The 14,868-nt window shown below is 68.8% G+C and carries 12 protein-coding genes, 2 pseudogenes and 1 other annotated feature; of the genes and pseudogenes, 10 read left to right on the top strand and 4 right to left on the bottom strand.

Annotated elements, in window-relative coordinates:
- Nucleotide 1: 1 nt before the first annotated feature.
- Both LG388_RS09615 and LG388_RS09610 read right to left on the bottom strand, forming a co-directional pair.
- A protein-coding gene (locus tag LG388_RS09615) for an IS5-like element ISStma16 family transposase (RefSeq protein ID WP_086009121.1) occupies nucleotides 2–794 on the bottom strand; the annotation gives its coding sequence in 2 pieces (ribosomal slippage) (nucleotides 2–536 and nucleotides 535–794; 795 coding nt in all).
- Nucleotides 795–897: 103 nt separating this feature from the next.
- Nucleotides 898–1,224 carry a hypothetical protein gene (locus LG388_RS09610; RefSeq protein WP_225782578.1) on the bottom strand — a complete coding sequence of 109 codons (327 nt, stop codon included), beginning with the start codon at nucleotides 1,222–1,224 and terminating at the stop codon, nucleotides 898–900.
- 242 nt (nucleotides 1,225–1,466) lie between these two features.
- Here LG388_RS09610 and LG388_RS09605 point away from each other — a divergent pair, with 242 nt between their 5' ends.
- From LG388_RS09605 to priA, 5 genes are all read left to right on the top strand, one after another.
- The gene (locus LG388_RS09605; RefSeq protein WP_225782577.1) at nucleotides 1,467–2,210 is read left to right on the top strand and encodes an alanyl-tRNA editing protein; all 744 of its coding nucleotides are present in this window, start codon (nucleotides 1,467–1,469) and stop codon (nucleotides 2,208–2,210) included.
- Between the two features lie 82 nt (nucleotides 2,211–2,292).
- On the top strand, nucleotides 2,293–4,527 hold the full coding sequence (locus tag LG388_RS09600) for a protein-disulfide reductase DsbD (RefSeq protein WP_225782771.1): 2,235 nt from the start codon (nucleotides 2,293–2,295) through the stop codon (nucleotides 4,525–4,527).
- A gap of 139 nt (nucleotides 4,528–4,666) precedes the next feature.
- Nucleotides 4,667–5,359 (top strand): thioredoxin family protein, encoded by a 693-nt coding sequence (locus tag LG388_RS09595; protein ID WP_225782576.1) that lies wholly within the window; start codon nucleotides 4,667–4,669, stop codon nucleotides 5,357–5,359.
- Nucleotides 5,360–5,574: 215 nt separating this feature from the next.
- On the top strand, nucleotides 5,575–6,699 hold the full coding sequence (gene hemE / locus LG388_RS09590; protein WP_225782575.1) for a uroporphyrinogen decarboxylase: 1,125 nt from the start codon (nucleotides 5,575–5,577) through the stop codon (nucleotides 6,697–6,699).
- Nucleotides 6,700–7,092: 393 nt separating this feature from the next.
- A complete protein-coding gene (gene priA / locus LG388_RS09585) occupies nucleotides 7,093–9,264 on the top strand; it encodes a primosomal protein N' (RefSeq protein WP_225782574.1) in 2,172 nt (723 codons plus the stop codon).
- A 332-nt stretch (nucleotides 9,265–9,596) separates the two neighbouring features.
- Here the strand turns inward: priA and LG388_RS09580 are convergent.
- Nucleotides 9,597–10,822 (bottom strand): IS3 family transposase gene (locus LG388_RS09580; protein WP_225782573.1). Its coding sequence is split into 2 segments (ribosomal slippage): nucleotides 9,597–10,534 and nucleotides 10,534–10,822, totalling 1,227 coding nucleotides; the frame shifts between segments, so codons are not numbered across the junction.
- Nucleotides 10,428–10,544: a sequence feature (AL1L pseudoknot), on the bottom strand. (Overlaps the previous gene by 117 nt.)
- A gap of 9 nt (nucleotides 10,823–10,831) precedes the next feature.
- On the opposite strand from LG388_RS09580, the pseudogene LG388_RS26805 reads away from it, so the two are divergent.
- From LG388_RS26805 to LG388_RS09560, 4 genes and pseudogenes are all read left to right on the top strand, one after another.
- Nucleotides 10,832–10,957 (top strand): annotated as a pseudogene (locus LG388_RS26805) (DUF2188 domain-containing protein); the annotation flags it as partial.
- Between the two features lie 81 nt (nucleotides 10,958–11,038).
- Nucleotides 11,039–11,227 (top strand): annotated as a pseudogene (locus LG388_RS09570) (transposase); the annotation flags it as partial.
- 187 nt (nucleotides 11,228–11,414) lie between these two features.
- Nucleotides 11,415–12,503: an IS5-like element ISCte5 family transposase gene (locus LG388_RS09565; protein WP_225781276.1), complete on the top strand. Its 1,089-nt coding sequence runs from the start codon at nucleotides 11,415–11,417 to the stop codon at nucleotides 12,501–12,503.
- A gap of 208 nt (nucleotides 12,504–12,711) precedes the next feature.
- A protein-coding gene (locus tag LG388_RS09560; protein ID WP_225782572.1) for an IS5 family transposase occupies nucleotides 12,712–13,523 on the top strand; the annotation gives its coding sequence in 2 pieces (ribosomal slippage) (nucleotides 12,712–13,048 and nucleotides 13,048–13,523; 813 coding nt in all).
- On the opposite strand, the gene LG388_RS26800 is transcribed toward LG388_RS09560, so the two are convergent.
- Complete coding sequence (locus LG388_RS26800) at nucleotides 13,520–13,672, bottom strand: twin-arginine translocase TatA/TatE family subunit (protein ID WP_225782571.1); 153 nt, start codon at nucleotides 13,670–13,672, stop codon at nucleotides 13,520–13,522. The two genes, LG388_RS09560 and LG388_RS26800, sit on opposite strands and share 4 nt — an antisense overlap.
- A gap of 280 nt (nucleotides 13,673–13,952) precedes the next feature.
- Between LG388_RS26800 and LG388_RS09550 the strand changes: the two genes are divergently transcribed.
- Nucleotides 13,953–14,858: a phytanoyl-CoA dioxygenase family protein gene (locus LG388_RS09550; RefSeq protein ID WP_225782570.1), complete on the top strand. Its 906-nt coding sequence runs from the start codon at nucleotides 13,953–13,955 to the stop codon at nucleotides 14,856–14,858.
- The last annotated feature ends 10 nt before the right edge of the window (nucleotides 14,859–14,868 follow it).

The following is a 14,868-nucleotide window of genomic DNA, read 5'->3' as shown; positions in this document are numbered from 1 at the left end:
TTCAAAGTCTCTTGAGCAAGAGCACCAAGAATGCCAAGTGGACGAACTGCAGGCTGGTGTTGAGCCATCGCTCGCAGTTCTTCCACAGCCTCCTGTTCTTGTCCAGCCAGGCAAAGCTGCGTTCCACGACCCAGCGCTTGGGCATCACCTTGAAAGTGTGAAGCTCGCTTCTCTTGGCGATCTGCACCGTCACATGCCCTCCCAGAATCTGCTGCACGCCTTGCGCGAACGGCCGACCGATGTAGCCTGCATCGCACAGCAGGCTTTGTAGCCGGCTCAACCGGGGCTTGCAGCGCTGTAGCGCCTGCAGTGCGCCTTTGCGGTCCGTCACCTCGGCCGTGGTCACCGCTATCGCATGCGGCAATCCCTGGGTGTCCACCGCGATGTGGCGCTTGATGCCCGAGACCTTCTTGCCTGCGTCATAGCCCTTCAAGCCCGCCGTGTCCGTGTTCTTCACGCTCTGCGCGTCCACGATCAAGAGCGTGCTGCAGGCGTTGCGCCCCAGTTTCTCGCGGGCCGCGCCAACCTGATTTTTTTAATGCCTGCTCCAGCAGGCTGCCACCCTCGCGTGGCTCGCTCCAGATGGCAAAGTACGAGTGCACGGTGCGCCACTTGGGAAAGTCACTGGGCAGTGCCCGCCACTGACAGCCCGTGCGCAGCAGGTAAAGCACGGCGCAAAACACCTCGTACAGCTCCACTTTGCGTGGGGCAGTCTTTCTGCGCGCACTCTCCAGCAATGGCCGGATCACCTCGAACTGCTCGCGCTTGATGTCGCTGGGGTAGCCTTTTCTCACCCACCGAGCTTCTCACATCAAGAGGGTGAGACTTTGAACACGTTCTTAGGCCCCGCTCCCAGGCAGCGGGCCAACGCGGCGCCGGCCGCCGGCGCCGCACGGGTCAGCGCACCGGCGCTTCGGCCCGCAGGCCGGCGCGGTCGCTCAGGCGTTCGGCGCGTGCCACGGCGGCCTCGAGCACGGCGATGTCCGAGGCGCTGCCCTTGAGCCGGCGCGCCTCGGCCTGCAGCAATTGCTTGCTCTGGTCGCCTGCCAGTTCGGCCAGCTGCGACGTGAGTTCGCGGCGGCGGCGCACCAGCGCCACCATCTGTGTTTCGCGGGGCCGCCGGTCCTTGGGCTTGCGTGGGTTCGCGCGCTGCATCACCACCAGAACCACCAACAACACCAGCCCGGCGCCCACGGCGAGCCAGCTCAAGAGGGAAGCATCCATGACCCGAATTCCCAAGTTGACGCCGATGCGTCAATTTAGGACGAAAGTTAACAGACCGACTCCCTGATCTGACCAAAAACGTCAGAATTTCGGGCTCATTCTGTGAAGCCCTCCCGCTTGTCTGGCCTGACGCACCTTCCAGTGCCAAAAAACGTCACCTCGAATGTGCCATGTCAGTCTTCACTCCGCAACCACAAATACCCAGGCGCAAGGGCTTGTGCGGGCGCCGCTACCATCCCGGCATGACCGAGGATCTGTTCCGCACCGATGCCTACCTGCGCCAGTGCGAGGCGCGCGTGCTCGCCGTGAAGGCCGAAGGTGTGGTGCTGGACCGCACGGTGTTCTACCCGCTGGGCGGCGGCCAGGCCGGCGACAGCGGCGTGCTGCGGTTCGCCGGCGGGCGCAGCCTGCGCATCGCCGACACGCGCAAGGCCAAGGATGCCGAAGGCCGGCCCACGGCCGAGATCCTGCATGTGCCCGCCCCGGACCAGGAAGCGGCGCTGGCGGCGCTGGCCCCCGGCGACACGGTGCAGGCCGCGCTGGACTGGGAGCGCCGCCACCGGCTGATGCGCTTCCACACCGCCACGCACCTGCTGTGCCACCTGGTGGCGCAGCCGGTCAACGGCTGCTCCATCACGCCCGAGCATGCGCGGCTGGACTTCCACATGACCGAGGCGCTGGACAAGGACGCGCTGACGGCCGGCCTGGCGCGGCTGGTCGCCCAGGCGCATCCGCTGACGGTGGGCGCGGTCAGCGACGCCGAGCTGGACGCCAACCCGTCGCTGGTCAAGAGCATGAGCGTGCAGCCGCCGCGCGGCACGGGGCAGGTGCGCACCATCCGCATCGGCGCCGGCGACGTGCTGATCGACCTGCAGCCCTGCGGCGGCACGCACGTGGCCAACACGGCCGAGATCGGCGCCCTGCAGGTGGTGAAGGTCGAGAAAAAGAGTGCGAGTTCACGGCGCGTGGTGCTGGGCTGGGCATGACACCGGTCCCGCCAGCCCCCGCGCCGCGGCGCATCGCCCGGAACTTCGCAGGCGCGCCCGGCGTCGCAGCTGCGCCATGAGCATGCTTTTCCCCCTTCTTCGTTGCTTCGGCGCCGCCCTGCTGGCCGGCGCTGTGGGGGGGCCCGCCGCCGCGCAGCCGCAAGGGCCGGCGGGCGCATCCGCCGCGAGCACGCTGACCACGCCCTATGTGCAGGCCGAGCTGCTGGCCCAGGCGCCGCAGGGCCTGGTGCCGGGCGCCACGGTGTGGCTGGGCCTGAAGATCACGCACCAGCCCGAGTGGCACACCTACTGGAAGAACGCCGGCGACTCGGGCCTGCCCACCGAGCTGCGGTGGACGCTGCCGCCGGGCCTGGTGGCCGGTGACATCGCCTGGCCCACGCCCCAGAAATTCCCCATCGGGCAGCTCGCCAACTACGGCTATGAAGGCACGGTGCTGCTGCCGGTGCCGGTGCAGGTGGCGCCGGACTTCCGGCCGCCTGCCGCGCTGGTGGGCGCGGCGACGGTGCCCATCGAGCTGCAGGCCTCCTGGCTGGTCTGCCGCAAGGAGTGCATTCCGGAAGAAGGCCGCTTCGTGCTCAAGCTGCCGGCGCAGGGCTCCACGGCCTCGCACGGCGCCGAGTTCGAGGCCGCGCTGGCCGCCCAGCCCGCGCCGCTGACGGATGCCGGCACGGTCACGGCCGAGGCCGACCGCCTGCAGGTGCGCGCCGACGGCCTGCCCGCCGCCGCGCACGGCAAGACGCTGGGCTTCTATCCCGAAACCGGCGAGGTGATCCGCAATGGCGCCGTCGCGGGCCAGGACTGGACGCAGGCCTGGACCGGCGGTGTGTGGACCGCCTCGCTGCCGCTGGACCCGCAGCGCAGCGCCAGCCCCGCGGTGATGCCCATCGTGCTGGCACTGGAAGGCGAGGACCGGCGCGCCGCCGCGCGGGCCGGCCAGCCGGTGGCCTGGCGCATCGAAGCGCCGGTGCAGGGCAGCTGGCGCGCGGTCGCGGCGCCCGCGGGCGTGTCGCCCGCCTTGCAGGCGGCGCTGGACGCCAACCGCGCGGCCGCCGAAGGCACGGCGGCAGCGGCGCCCGCCGCCCCGGGGACCCGCACCGGCCTCGTGGCCGCGCTGATCGGCGCGCTGCTGGGCGGCCTGCTGCTCAACCTGATGCCCTGCGTGTTCCCGGTGCTGGCCATCAAGGTGCTGGGCTTCACCCGGCAGGCCCATGACGGCGCCGGCCACCGCCGCGCCGCGCTGGCCTACACGGCCGGCGTGCTGCTGTCCTTCCTGGCGCTGGGCTGCCTGATGCTGGCCCTGCGCGCGGCGGGCGCCCAGCTGGGCTGGGGCTTCCAGCTGCAGTCACCGGCCGTGGTGGCCGCGCTGGCGGCGCTGTTCACGCTGCTGGGGCTGAACCTGGCGGGCGTCTTCGAGTTCGGCATGCTCGCGCCCGCGGCGCTGAGCCAGCGCCAGCTCCGGCATCCGGTGGCCAACGACTTCCTCTCGGGCGTGCTGGCCGTGCTGGTCGCCTCGCCCTGCACCGCGCCCTTCATGGGCGCCTCGCTGGGGCTGGCGATCAGCCTGCCGGCCGCCCAGGCGCTGCTGCTCTTCGGCGCGCTGGGCCTGGGCCTGGCCCTGCCCTACCTGCTGGCCGGCTTCGTGCCCGCCGTGGCGCGGCTGCTGCCCCGGCCCGGTCCGTGGATGGACACGCTGCGCCGCCTGCTGGCCTTCCCGATGTTCGCCACCGTGGCCTGGCTGGTCTGGGTGCTGGGGCAGCAAAGCGGCATCGACGGCGCCGCCGCGCTGCTGATGCTGCTGGTGGCCGGCAGCGCGGTGGTGTGGGCCATGACCCTGCGCGGGCGCGCGCGGCTGGCGCTGGGCGGCGTGCTGGCGGCGGCTCTGGTGGGCTTGGCGGCTGTGCTGGGGCCGGCCGTGCTGCGCGAGGCCGCGCCCGGCCCGGCGCAAGCCGCGATGGGCGAGCGCTGGCAGCCCTGGTCCGAGGCGCGCGTGGCCGCGCTGCAAGCCGAAGGCCGGCCCGTGTTCGTGGACTTCACCGCCGCCTGGTGCGTGACCTGCCAGGTCAACAAGCACGGCGCCCTGGCCGATGCCGGCGTGCTGGCCGATTTCGACGCGCGCCGGGTCGGCCTGCTGCGCGCCGATTGGACGCGGCGCGATCCCGCCATCACGGCCGCGCTCGCGGCGCTGGGCCGCAGCGGCGTGCCGGTCTACGTGCTGCACGCGCCCGGCCGGCCGCCCCAGGTGTTCAGCGAACTGCTGTCCGCGCGCGAGTTGCGCGCAGCGCTGGCGCGGCTCTAGGATGCGCCCACCCACCACACCCTGTCACACGCACGTGAGGAACTCGACCTAAGCTCTCGCTGTCATTGAAATAGTTGAAGACAGGAAGACGCCAAGGATGACCATTGAACCGTCGCTCGACGAAGGAGTTGAGAAGACCATGTCCGCCGCCCCGAACAACGCCGCCCATCGCTCGCTGCGCGCCGCGCGCGAGGCCCGCGCCGCACTGAGCCGCGCCTCGCGCCGCGCCGTGATGGCCGCCGCCATGGCGCTGGGCGCCTCGCTGCTGATGGCGCAGGCCCAGGCCGCTCCCGCCGTGGGCCAGAAGGCCCCCGACTTCGTGGCCGTGGACACCAGCGGCCAGCGCCACCAGCTTTCGGATTTCGCGGGCAAGTACGTGGTGCTGGAATGGACCAACCCCGGCTGCCCCTTCGTGCGCAAGCACTACGGCAGCGGCAACCTGCCCGCCACTCAGAAGGCCGCCACCGACCGGGGCGTGGTCTGGCTGGCCATCAACTCCACCGAACGCGCCGCCAGCGACTACCTGCCGCCCGACAGGCTGGCCGCCTGGATGAAGGAACAGAAGGCCGCGCCCACGGCGGTGCTGATGGACGAGGACGGCGTGCTGGGCCAGGCCTACGGTGCGCGCACCACGCCGCACCTGTTCATCATCGACCCGCAGGGAACGCTGGTGTACGCGGGCGGCATCGACAGCATCGCTTCGGCCCGGGTGGACGACATCCAGCACGCCACCAATTACGTGAACCAGGCCCTGGGCGAAGCGCTGGGCGGCAAGCCGATCTCGGCCGCCTCCACCAAGGCCTACGGCTGCACCATCAAATACAAGACCTGAACGCAAGACGGAACGGCGCAACGACACGCGCCGGGGCGCCCCTTCGGGGGCACCCGCCAAGGCCGGCCGCATCGCGCTTGCCGGCCTTTTTTGCGTTCAGGGCCCGTGCTTCCGGGCTGTCGCACTTTTGACGTGGAGCCAGAGGCGGCCAGGCGGCCCCGCGGCCCATCACCGCGCTGCGCTGCGCCCTCGCCTCGCGCGACGACAATGGCGCCATGCCCTTCGCCCCGCTCCAGAACGACAGCTTCCTGCGCGCCTGCCGCCGCCAGGCCACCGACCACACCCCCGTCTGGCTGATGCGCCAGGCCGGCCGCTACCTGCCCGAGTACCTGGCCACGCGCGCCCGGGCCGGCAGCTTCATGGGATTGGCGACGAACGTGGACTACGCCACCGAGGTCACGCTGCAGCCGCTGGAGCGCTTCCCGCTCGATGCCGCCATCCTGTTCTCGGACATCCTCACCGTGCCCGACGCCATGGGCCTGGGCCTGTCCTTCGAGGCCGGCGAAGGCCCGCGCTTCGCGCGCCCGGTGCAGGACGAGGCCGCCGTGGCCGCGCTGCAGGCGCCCGACCTTGACAGGCTGCGCTACGTCTTCGACGCCGTCGCCAGCATCCGCCGCGCGCTGAACGGCCGCGTGCCGCTGATCGGCTTTTCCGGCAGCCCCTGGACGCTGGCCTGCTACATGGTCGAAGGCGCGGGCTCCAGCGACTACCGGCTCGTCAAGTCCATGCTCTACGGGCGGCCCGACCTGATGCACCGCGTGCTGAGCGTGAACGCCGATGCCGTGGCGGCGTACCTCAACGCCCAGATCGACGCCGGGGCGCAGGCCGTGATGGTCTTCGACAGCTGGGGCGGCGTGCTGGCCGATGGCGCCTTCCAGGCCTTCAGCCTGGCCTACACCGCGCGCGTGCTGGCCCAGCTGAAGCGCACCGGCGCCGACGGCCAGGACGTGCCGCGCATCGTCTTCACCAAGGGCGGCGGGCTGTGGCTGCGCGAGATGGGCACGCTGGATTGCGAAGTGCTGGGCCTGGACTGGACCGTGAACCTGGGCGCCGCCCGCGCGCAGGTGGGCGAGGGCGCGCAGGGCAAGGCGCTGCAGGGCAACATCGACCCCAACGTGCTGTTCGCGCCACCCGCCGCCATCGAGGCCGAGGTGGCCAGGGTGCTCGACAGCTTCGGCCGCCCGCACACCGACCCGACCCGCCGCGGCCCCACGCACATCTTCAACCTGGGCCATGGCATCAGCCAGCACACGCCGCCCGACCACGTGGCGGCGCTGGTCGCGGCCGTGCATGCGCATTCGCGGCGCCTGCGCGTCCGCAGGGGCACCGCGACATTGTGAAAAATCAGCGCCAAAGCATTGACAAATGCGGCTGTCAAGTCTTTTGGACGTGAAGAGCAACTGACTTATGCACAAAACGCGTGCTGCGATGCGCAAAATCATCCGAACGCACTACCCCCGCACTATGCGTCCAGCCTCTCTCGCAAGTCATTGATTTGAAAAGAGATTTGTTTTTGCCTTTTTGGCGGGCAATCCGGCGGAAGCCTTGATCCATGCGGCTTGGGCGCGTTTCGAGCCCCGCTATCAACAAAGTTATCCACAGATTTTCTGGGCGATGTGCAAAACATCGTCAAATCAACCACTTAGCCCCCCCTTGTTCCACATCGCCTCAGAAACACGCGCCAACCGGCACCTGCTGCCGTCCACCGGCCGGTGCGCCAGGACGGTGCGCTGATGGACGCCGCCTGGGTCCTCGCCGTGGCGGTGCAGACCCCCGCCCATGCCGGGCTGGGCGATGTGCTGAGCTACGCGCACACGGCCCCCCTGCCGGCGGGCACGCTGGTGCGGGTGCCGCTGGGCCGGCGCGAGGTGCTGGGCGTGGTGTGGGACAGCCGCGCCGCCGATGGGGCCCAGGCGCTGCCCGACGGCCGCGTGGCCGACGCCGACGGCGTGCTGCTCAAGCCCGTCACCGCCGCGCTCGATGCGCTGCCGCCGCTGGACGCCGCATGGCGCGACCTGGTCGCCTTTGCCGCCCGCTACTACCAGCGCGGCCTGGGCGAGGTGGCGCTGGCCGCCCTGCCCCCGCAGTTGCGCGAGTTGGACGGCACGCAGCTCGCGCGGCGCCTGAAGCGGCGCGACCGGCAGGCGCGGCCGGTTGCTGCAGGCACCGCCGAGGCGCCCTCTGCCGAAACGGCGCTGGCCCTGAGTCCCGAGCAGGCCGCGGTGCTGGCCGCCCTGGCCGAGGAAAGCGCCACCCCTGCGCCGCGCCCGGCGTTGCTCTTCGGCAGCACGGGCAGCGGCAAGACCGAGGTCTACCTGCAGGCCGTGGCGCGCTGCCTGGCGGCCGACCCCGGCGCACAGGCGCTCGTGATGGTGCCCGAGATCAACCTCACGCCCCAGCTCGAGGCGCGCTTTCGCGCCCGCTTCGCCGCCTGGGGCGACACCGCCGTGGTGGCGCTGCACAGCGGCATGACGAACCCGCAGCGCCTGCAAAGCTGGCTGGCCGCGCTCACAGGCCAGGCGCGCATCGTGCTGGGCACGCGCATGGCGGTGTTCGCGCCCTTGCCGGCGCTGCGCCTGATCGTGGTCGACGAGGAACACGACCCCAGCTACAAGCAGCAGGAAGGCGCGCGCTATTCGGCGCGCGACCTGGCCGTGTGGCGCGGCCGGCGCCAGAACGCGCAAGTGCTGCTGGGCTCGGCGACGCCCTCGCTCGAAAGCTGGCACCACAGCCGCCCGGCCGACGGCGAGGCGCCGGCAGGCCGCTACCTGCGCCTTCAGATGCCCAGCCGCATCGGCGCCGGCGAACTGCCGCGCGTGCGGCTGGTGGACATGCAGCAGCAGCCCGCCAAGACCTTGATTTCGGCCGGCCTGCTGGACGCCATGACGCAGCGCGTGACGCGCGGCGAACAGTGCATGGTCTTCCTCAACCGGCGCGGCTACGCGCCCGTGCTGGCCTGCAGCGACTGCGACTGGAAAAGCGAGTGCCCGCACTGCAGCGCCTACCGCGTGTTCCACAAGATCGACCGCACGCTGCGCTGCCACCATTGCGGCTTCACCGAGCGCGTGCCGCGCGCCTGCCCGAGCTGTGGCAACCCCGACATCGCGCCCGTGGGCCGCGGCACCGAGCGGCTGGAAGAGCAGCTGGCCACGCTGTTCGCCGGCGTGCGCCGACCCGACGGCGAGCCGGTGCGCATCGCGCGCATCGACGCCGACAGCACGCGCCACGAAGGCGCCCTGGAGGCGCAGTTGGCACTGGTGCACAGCGGCGAGGTGGACGTGCTGGTGGGCACGCAGATGATCGCCAAGGGCCACGATTTCCGGCGCATCACGCTGGTCGCGGCCGTGAACCCCGACAGCGCGCTCTTTTCCAGCGACTTCCGCGCGCCCGAGCGGCTGTTCAGCCTGCTCATGCAGTCGGCCGGCCGCGCGGGCCGCGACAGCGCCTGGCTGGCCGCGCAGGGCAGCCAGGCCGAGATGTGGATCCAGACCTTCCACCCGCAGCACCCGCTGTTCGACGCGCTGCGTCGGCACGACTACCCGCGCTTCGCCGCCCAGCAGTTGCAGGACCGCGAGGCTGCCGCCATGCCGCCCTTCGCCTTCCAGGCGCTGGTGCGGGCCGACGCGCGCACGCAGGAGGCGGCGCAGGCCTTCCTCAACACCGCGGGCGAGGCCGCCGACGCCCTGCCCGAAGCCGCGGGCGTGATGCGCTACCCGGCCGTGCCGCTGGCCGTGCAACGCGTGGCCAACGTGGAGCGCGCGCAAATGCTGCTCGAAAGCCCCTCGCGCGCCGCCCTGCAGCGCCTGCTGGCCGCCTGGCAGCCCGTGCTGCACGATCTGCGCCGCAGCCCCGTCGGGCAAGGCGTGGTGCGCTGGCTGGTGGACGTGGATCCGCAGAGCATCTGAGTAGCGGCGGGGGAGCGTCGCTGCACCTCAGCGATCGTGGATGAGGTTTGAGCATGTTCAATCCGGGTTGAATGGCCAATACTTCGCGAGACCTTGCGCCCCTCAAAATTCCAAAGGAACGTCTGTGCTCAATGACGCAGAACGGCCAGAAGCGGCCGGTCGCATCACCGGCAAAAAACCGTCATCCAACGAATAAGCTCAGCGGGCAACGAAGCCGTCCGCTGGAGCGGTTTGTAGACAGCTGCCTCACGGTCGCACCAACTCGGCTGGAAGGACAAACTCTGACGTACCTGTGAACCGCCCCGGTTTTCGCGGAGGCTGGTTGGCTTGAGTCAGGCCGAGCTGGCCTGCCGCTCAAGATTGCGATAGTAGGTGGTCTCGAACTCGGCGGGCGGCACGTAGCCCAGCGGGGCCATCAGCCGATGGTTGTTGAACCATGACACCCACTCCAAGGTCGCTAACTCCACCGCCTCTCTGGTCTTCCAGGGCGCCCGGCGATGGATCAACTCGGCCTTGTACAGCCCGTTGATCGTCTCTGCCAGAGCGTTGTCGTAGGAGTCGCCCTTGCTGCCCACCGATGGCTCGATGCCGGCCTCGGCCAACCGCTCGGTGTAGCGAATGCTGACGTATTGCGACCCGCGGTCGCTGTGACACACGAGCGAGCCTTCCTGGCCGGGCTGGCGGGCGTACAGGGCCTGCTCCAGGGCATCGAGCACGAAGTCCGTGCGCATGCTCGTGCTCACCCTCCAGCCCACGATGCGCCGCGAGAACACGTCGATCACGAAGGCCACGTACAGCCAGCCCTGCCAGGTGGACACGTACGTGAAGTCGCTCACCCACAGCTGGTTCGGGCGCTGCGCGCTGAACTGCCGGTTGACCAGGTCCTGCGGGCATGGCGCTCGCGCATCGCCGATCGTTGTGCGCACCACTTTGCCGCGCACGACCCCACGCAGCCCCATGCGGCGCATCAGGCGCTCGACGGTGCAGCGCGCCACCGTGTGGCCTTCGCGTTGCAGTTGCCGCCAGACCTTGTCAGCGCCGTAGACCCGCAGGTTGGCCTGCCACACCCGTTCGATGTGGGCCATCAGTTCCTGGTCTCGCTGGGCTCGGCCGCTGAGCAAGGCCGCATCGCGCTGCCGGGCAGCGTGCCGCCGGTAGGCCGATGGGGCGATCTGCAGCAGCCTGCAGATCGGCTCGACCCCATGCCGCCGGCGGTGCCGGTCCACGAAGGCGTACATCACTTCAGCCGGCGGTCGAGCTCCGCCTGGGCGAAAAACGCGCTGGCCAGCTTGAGGATCTCGTTGGCGCGGCGAAGCTCGCGCACTTCGCGCTCCAGTTCCTTGACGCGCTTGGCCTCGGCCGTGGTCACGCCTTCGCGTTGACCCGTGTCACGCTCGTGCTGACGCACCCAGTTCAGCAGCGTCTGCGGCGTGCTGCCGATCTTGCCGGCGATCGACACCACCGCCGCCCACTGCGATTCGTACTCTGCTCGGTGATCGAACACCATGCGCACCGCACGCTCGCGAACCTCCGGCGAAAACTTCACTGACTTCCTCATGATGGCTCCATCTTCTCAAACGAGGGAGCCTCCGCGAAAACCGGGGCGGTTCAATCAGTCGGTCGCGCACGCGGTATCGCCATCAATCAACGGAGCGAGTTGTTCATTCAGGGACGAGACGGGCAGCTCCGCGAGCGGAACAGCTACGGCGATGATCCGTTCCCGCCTAAGGAACATCTGCAAAACCCGTTCATCGAGCCAGACTTCATCGCCGAGCGTGTGGAGAAGATGAAGGCGAGCATCCGCGCCAAGGTCGAGCACCCGTTCCGCGTGCTCAAGCGCCAGTTCGGCTTCACCAAGGTGCGCTACCGAGGCTTGGCGAAGAACACGGCGCAGCTCGTCACGCTGTTCGCGCTGTCGAACCTGTGGATGGCGCGCCGGCAATTGCTGGAGGCCCAGGGATGAGAGCGTCCGCGGCGCAGCGAATGCGCGAGGAGCGGCATCAAACCGCCGCGCCCAACAACCTTCTGAGTAACCGTCTTTGAAGTCAAGCGCCGTGAAGCGATTTAGCAGGCCGTTGAAAAATCCCCTGCGAGCGTCCGCGTCGGCCGCTACGATCTGAAGCCATCCCGGAACAACTGCGACAAGAAAGATGAGAGGCAACCAAGACTTCCAGGGGGCGATGTTTAGCTACATCAGCCTTGAAGAAAGAGTGCCAGCGGCACACCCGCTGCGCAAGTTGCGCGCCGTGGTGGATGCGCTGCTGTCGAGCATGAACAGCGAGTTCGAAGCGGTGTACGCCCGCCGTGGCCGCCCCTCGGTGCCGCCGGAGATGCTGCTCAAGGCCTTGCTGCTGCAAATCCTGTTCTCCATCCGCAGCGAACGCCAGCTGGTCGAGGCGGTCAACTACAACCTGCTGTACCGCTGGTTCGTGGGCCTGAACATTGAAGACAAGGTCTGGGACCACTCCACCTTCAGCGCCAACCGCGAACGCCTCTTCAACGAAGACCTGGCGCGCGCCTTCTTCGAGCGCGTCAAGCTCAGCGCCCAGTGGGGCCGGCTTGCCAGCGACGAACACTTCAGCGTGGACGGCACGCTGATTGAGGCCTGGGCCTCGCACAAGAGTTTCAAACGCAAAGACGACGACAGCGGCACGCCACCCGGACGCAACCCCGAGGTGAACTTCAAAGGGCAGGAGCGCTGCAACGACACCCACGCCAGCACCACCGATGCCGATGCCCGGCTGTTCAAGAAGAGCGCGGGCGACAAATCTCGCCTGTGCCACATGGGGCACATCCTCATGGAGAACCGCAACGGGCTGATCGTGGATGTGGAGATCACACATGCCAGTGGCACCGCCGAGCGCGAGGCGGCGCTGGCGATGCTCAAACGCCGGGGAAACAAGAACAAGCGGGCCACGGTCGGGGCCGACAAAGGTTACGACAGCCAGGCCTTCATCAAGGGCTGCCGAAAGCTCAAAGTCACGCCACACGTGGCGGCCAAGGACAAGCACTCGGCGGTCGATGGCCGCATCCGGCGCCACGAGGGCTACAAGACCAGCCTCAAAGTGCGCAAGCGCATCGAGGAGGCCTTTGGCTGGATCAAGACAGTGGGTGGTCTGGCCAAGACCAAATTGATCGGTCAGGCCAAGCTCGCGGGCCAGGCGCTGCTGTGCTTTGCCACCTACAACCTGGTGCGCATGGGCAGTCTGGGCGGCTGGTGGGACGCGCATCATGCGTGAACCATGGGATACGTGCGCCCGGAACGGGCAAAACGGCCTGCAAACAGGCCGAAATGGCCGCTCCAATCGCTGCGCAGGCCAGTTTGGGCGATCCGTTTCTTCGAAATCCACGACCCTGGCGCGTTCGATGAGCATTTTTTCAACGGCCTGTTAGAGCTACTAACAAAACCATGTCATCATCGAGCGCTTGATTGGTGTTTGATGAGGCATGGGTCGAAACAGGAATAGAGAAATCAGCGCCGCGCTGTTCAAGAAGGTTGCCCCGCTGTTGCCGGTAGTCGTTGCCTCGGCCAAAGGCGGTCGCCCACGAGTGAGCGACGAGATGGCCCTGAACGGCATTCTGTTCGTGCTGCGCACCGGCATTCCCTGGGAGGAGTTGCCCCAGGAACTGGGCTTCGGCAGTGGCATGACCTGTTGGCGGCGTCTGCGTGATTGGCAGGCTGCGGGCGTGTGGCATCGCCTGCATCTGTTGTTGCTCGGTGAATTGCGCGGCGCCGGCAAACTGGACTTCAGCCGTGCGAGCATGGACGCGGCCAGTGTGGCCAGCCCCCGGGGGGCCACTACACCGGCCCCAACCCCACGGACAGGGGCAAACTCGCAAGCAAGCGCCACATCATCACGGACCGCCAAGGCATCCCACTGATCTTCTGCGTCACGGGCGCCAACGGGCATGACTCGGTGGTTTTCGAGCAACTGGTCGACGCGTTGCCAGCGGTACGTGGCTGTCGCGGTCGGCCCAGGCGCTGGCCGCACAAACTGCATGCCGACAAGGGCTATGACTATGCTCGCTGCCGCTTTCACCTGCGCAAGCTGGGGATCACCGCGCGTATTGCCCGGCGCGGCATCGAACGCAACGACCGGCTCGGGCGTCATCGCTGGGTGGTCGAGCGCACGCACGCCTGGCTGGCCGCCTTCGGCAAGCTGCGTACTCGTTTCGAGCGCCGCATCGACATTCATGTCGCGTTGCTCTCGCTGGCCTGCTGCGTTATCTGCATTCGCCATCTCCCACCGTTTTGTTAGCCGCTCTCAGCCTCACGCCGACTATTTGCCGGCTGAGCCGAATACAGTAACTTGAAGGCTGCAGGGACTGATCCAAGCCGACGCACTCCAAACATCAGGACGACGATGAGAGCGATGATCAACCAGTGCCAGATGCTGAGTGATTTCATGCCGATGGAACTCCTCTATGAACGCGCGTTTTCGCGCGTTGCCTGAGATCACCGGGGCGCAGCGGAAGGTGGCAGGCCAATGTGCCCTGCGCGCGGCCACCGTGCAAGCGCTTCGCAAGCAATTTGCCTGCGACTCGCTCTCGGCGCGATGTCGTCTTTGGGTACGTAGCCGTCCTCCTTCCAACTCAAAGCCACCATTCGGCCCGGCGCGCTATTCTGGCGGGCACAAGCCCCATTGAGGGCTGTCCGGCAAAGACGCCGCAACACCTTCACACCCGCCATGCAGCCCGCTGACCTCGCCCGGCCCCCGCAACCGCAGCTCATGCTCGATGATCCGGCCACCTGGCGCCGTCTGGCCCCGGCGCTGCATGTGCAAGACACCGCCTTTCTGAGCGATCAGCAGCCGCTGGCGCTGGACGCCGACGCGCTGGCCCAGGTGCAGCGGGCGGTGCGCGAAGACGGCTACTTCCATCTGCCGCCGCAGCCGTGGAACCTGCCCACGCAGGCGATGGCCGATGCCATCCGCCGGCTCGACGCCCAGGGCATTCCCCTGCCTTTCGCCTTCGTCTACGACGAGTTCTGGCTGCTGTTCTGGCGCATGCACCGTGTGCTGGAGGGCCTGCTGGGCCCGGCCTATCTGCGGCTGCCCGATTTCTGGGCCTGGCTGATCGACCCGCAGCGCAACGACAGCGGCTGGCGCCCGCACCGCGACCGCAGCCAGGGCGCGCTGTTCGACGACGGCTCGCCGCGCGCCTTCACGCTGTGGCTGCCGCTGACCGATGCCACGCCCGACACCAGCTGTATGTACGTGGTGCCGGCCCAGCGCGACCCGACCTACGGCAAGGGCCGCATCGAAGGCTGGCAGCCGGCGCTGGCCGACATCCGCGCGCTGCCCGCCGCCGCCGGCAGCGCGCTGGGCTGGACGCAGGAGCTGCTGCACTGGGGCTCGTCGGCCCGCCCGCGCGAAACGCGCGTGCGCATCTCGGTGGCCATGGAGTTCCAGTCCGCGCAGACGCCGCCGTTCAACCAGCCGCTGATGGCCGCCGACCAGTTGCCGGCCTTTGCCATGCGGCTGCAGCTGATCGGCAAGCAGATCCTGCAGTACCGCCACATGTATCCGCTGAGCGACGCGGTGGCCGACTTGGCGCAGCGCCTGCAGGCCGGTCTGGCAGCGCCCGCGCGCTGAGCGGCAGGCC

It is taken from the genome of Xenophilus sp. Marseille-Q4582, assembly GCF_916700565.1.
Lineage (GTDB): Bacteria > Pseudomonadota > Gammaproteobacteria > Burkholderiales > Burkholderiaceae_C > Xenophilus.
This window is presented reverse-complemented; position numbering and strand designations above follow the sequence as displayed.

Coding starts and splice junctions, on each gene's coding strand:
- LG388_RS09610 (WP_225782578.1), bottom strand. CDS start 1,224: ATGGATGCTTCCCTCTTGAGCTGGCTCGCCGTGGGCGCCGGGCTGGTG.
- LG388_RS09605 (WP_225782577.1), top strand. CDS start 1,467: ATGACCGAGGATCTGTTCCGCACCGATGCCTACCTGCGCCAGTGCGAG.
- LG388_RS09600 (WP_225782771.1), top strand. CDS start 2,293: ATGCTTTTCCCCCTTCTTCGTTGCTTCGGCGCCGCCCTGCTGGCCGGC.
- LG388_RS09595 (WP_225782576.1), top strand. CDS start 4,667: ATGTCCGCCGCCCCGAACAACGCCGCCCATCGCTCGCTGCGCGCCGCG.
- hemE (WP_225782575.1), top strand. CDS start 5,575: ATGCCCTTCGCCCCGCTCCAGAACGACAGCTTCCTGCGCGCCTGCCGC.
- priA (WP_225782574.1), top strand. CDS start 7,093: ATGGACGCCGCCTGGGTCCTCGCCGTGGCGGTGCAGACCCCCGCCCAT.
- LG388_RS09565 (WP_225781276.1), top strand. CDS start 11,415: ATGAGAGGCAACCAAGACTTCCAGGGGGCGATGTTTAGCTACATCAGC.
- LG388_RS26800 (WP_225782571.1), bottom strand. CDS start 13,672: ATGAAATCACTCAGCATCTGGCACTGGTTGATCATCGCTCTCATCGTC.
- LG388_RS09550 (WP_225782570.1), top strand. CDS start 13,953: ATGCAGCCCGCTGACCTCGCCCGGCCCCCGCAACCGCAGCTCATGCTC.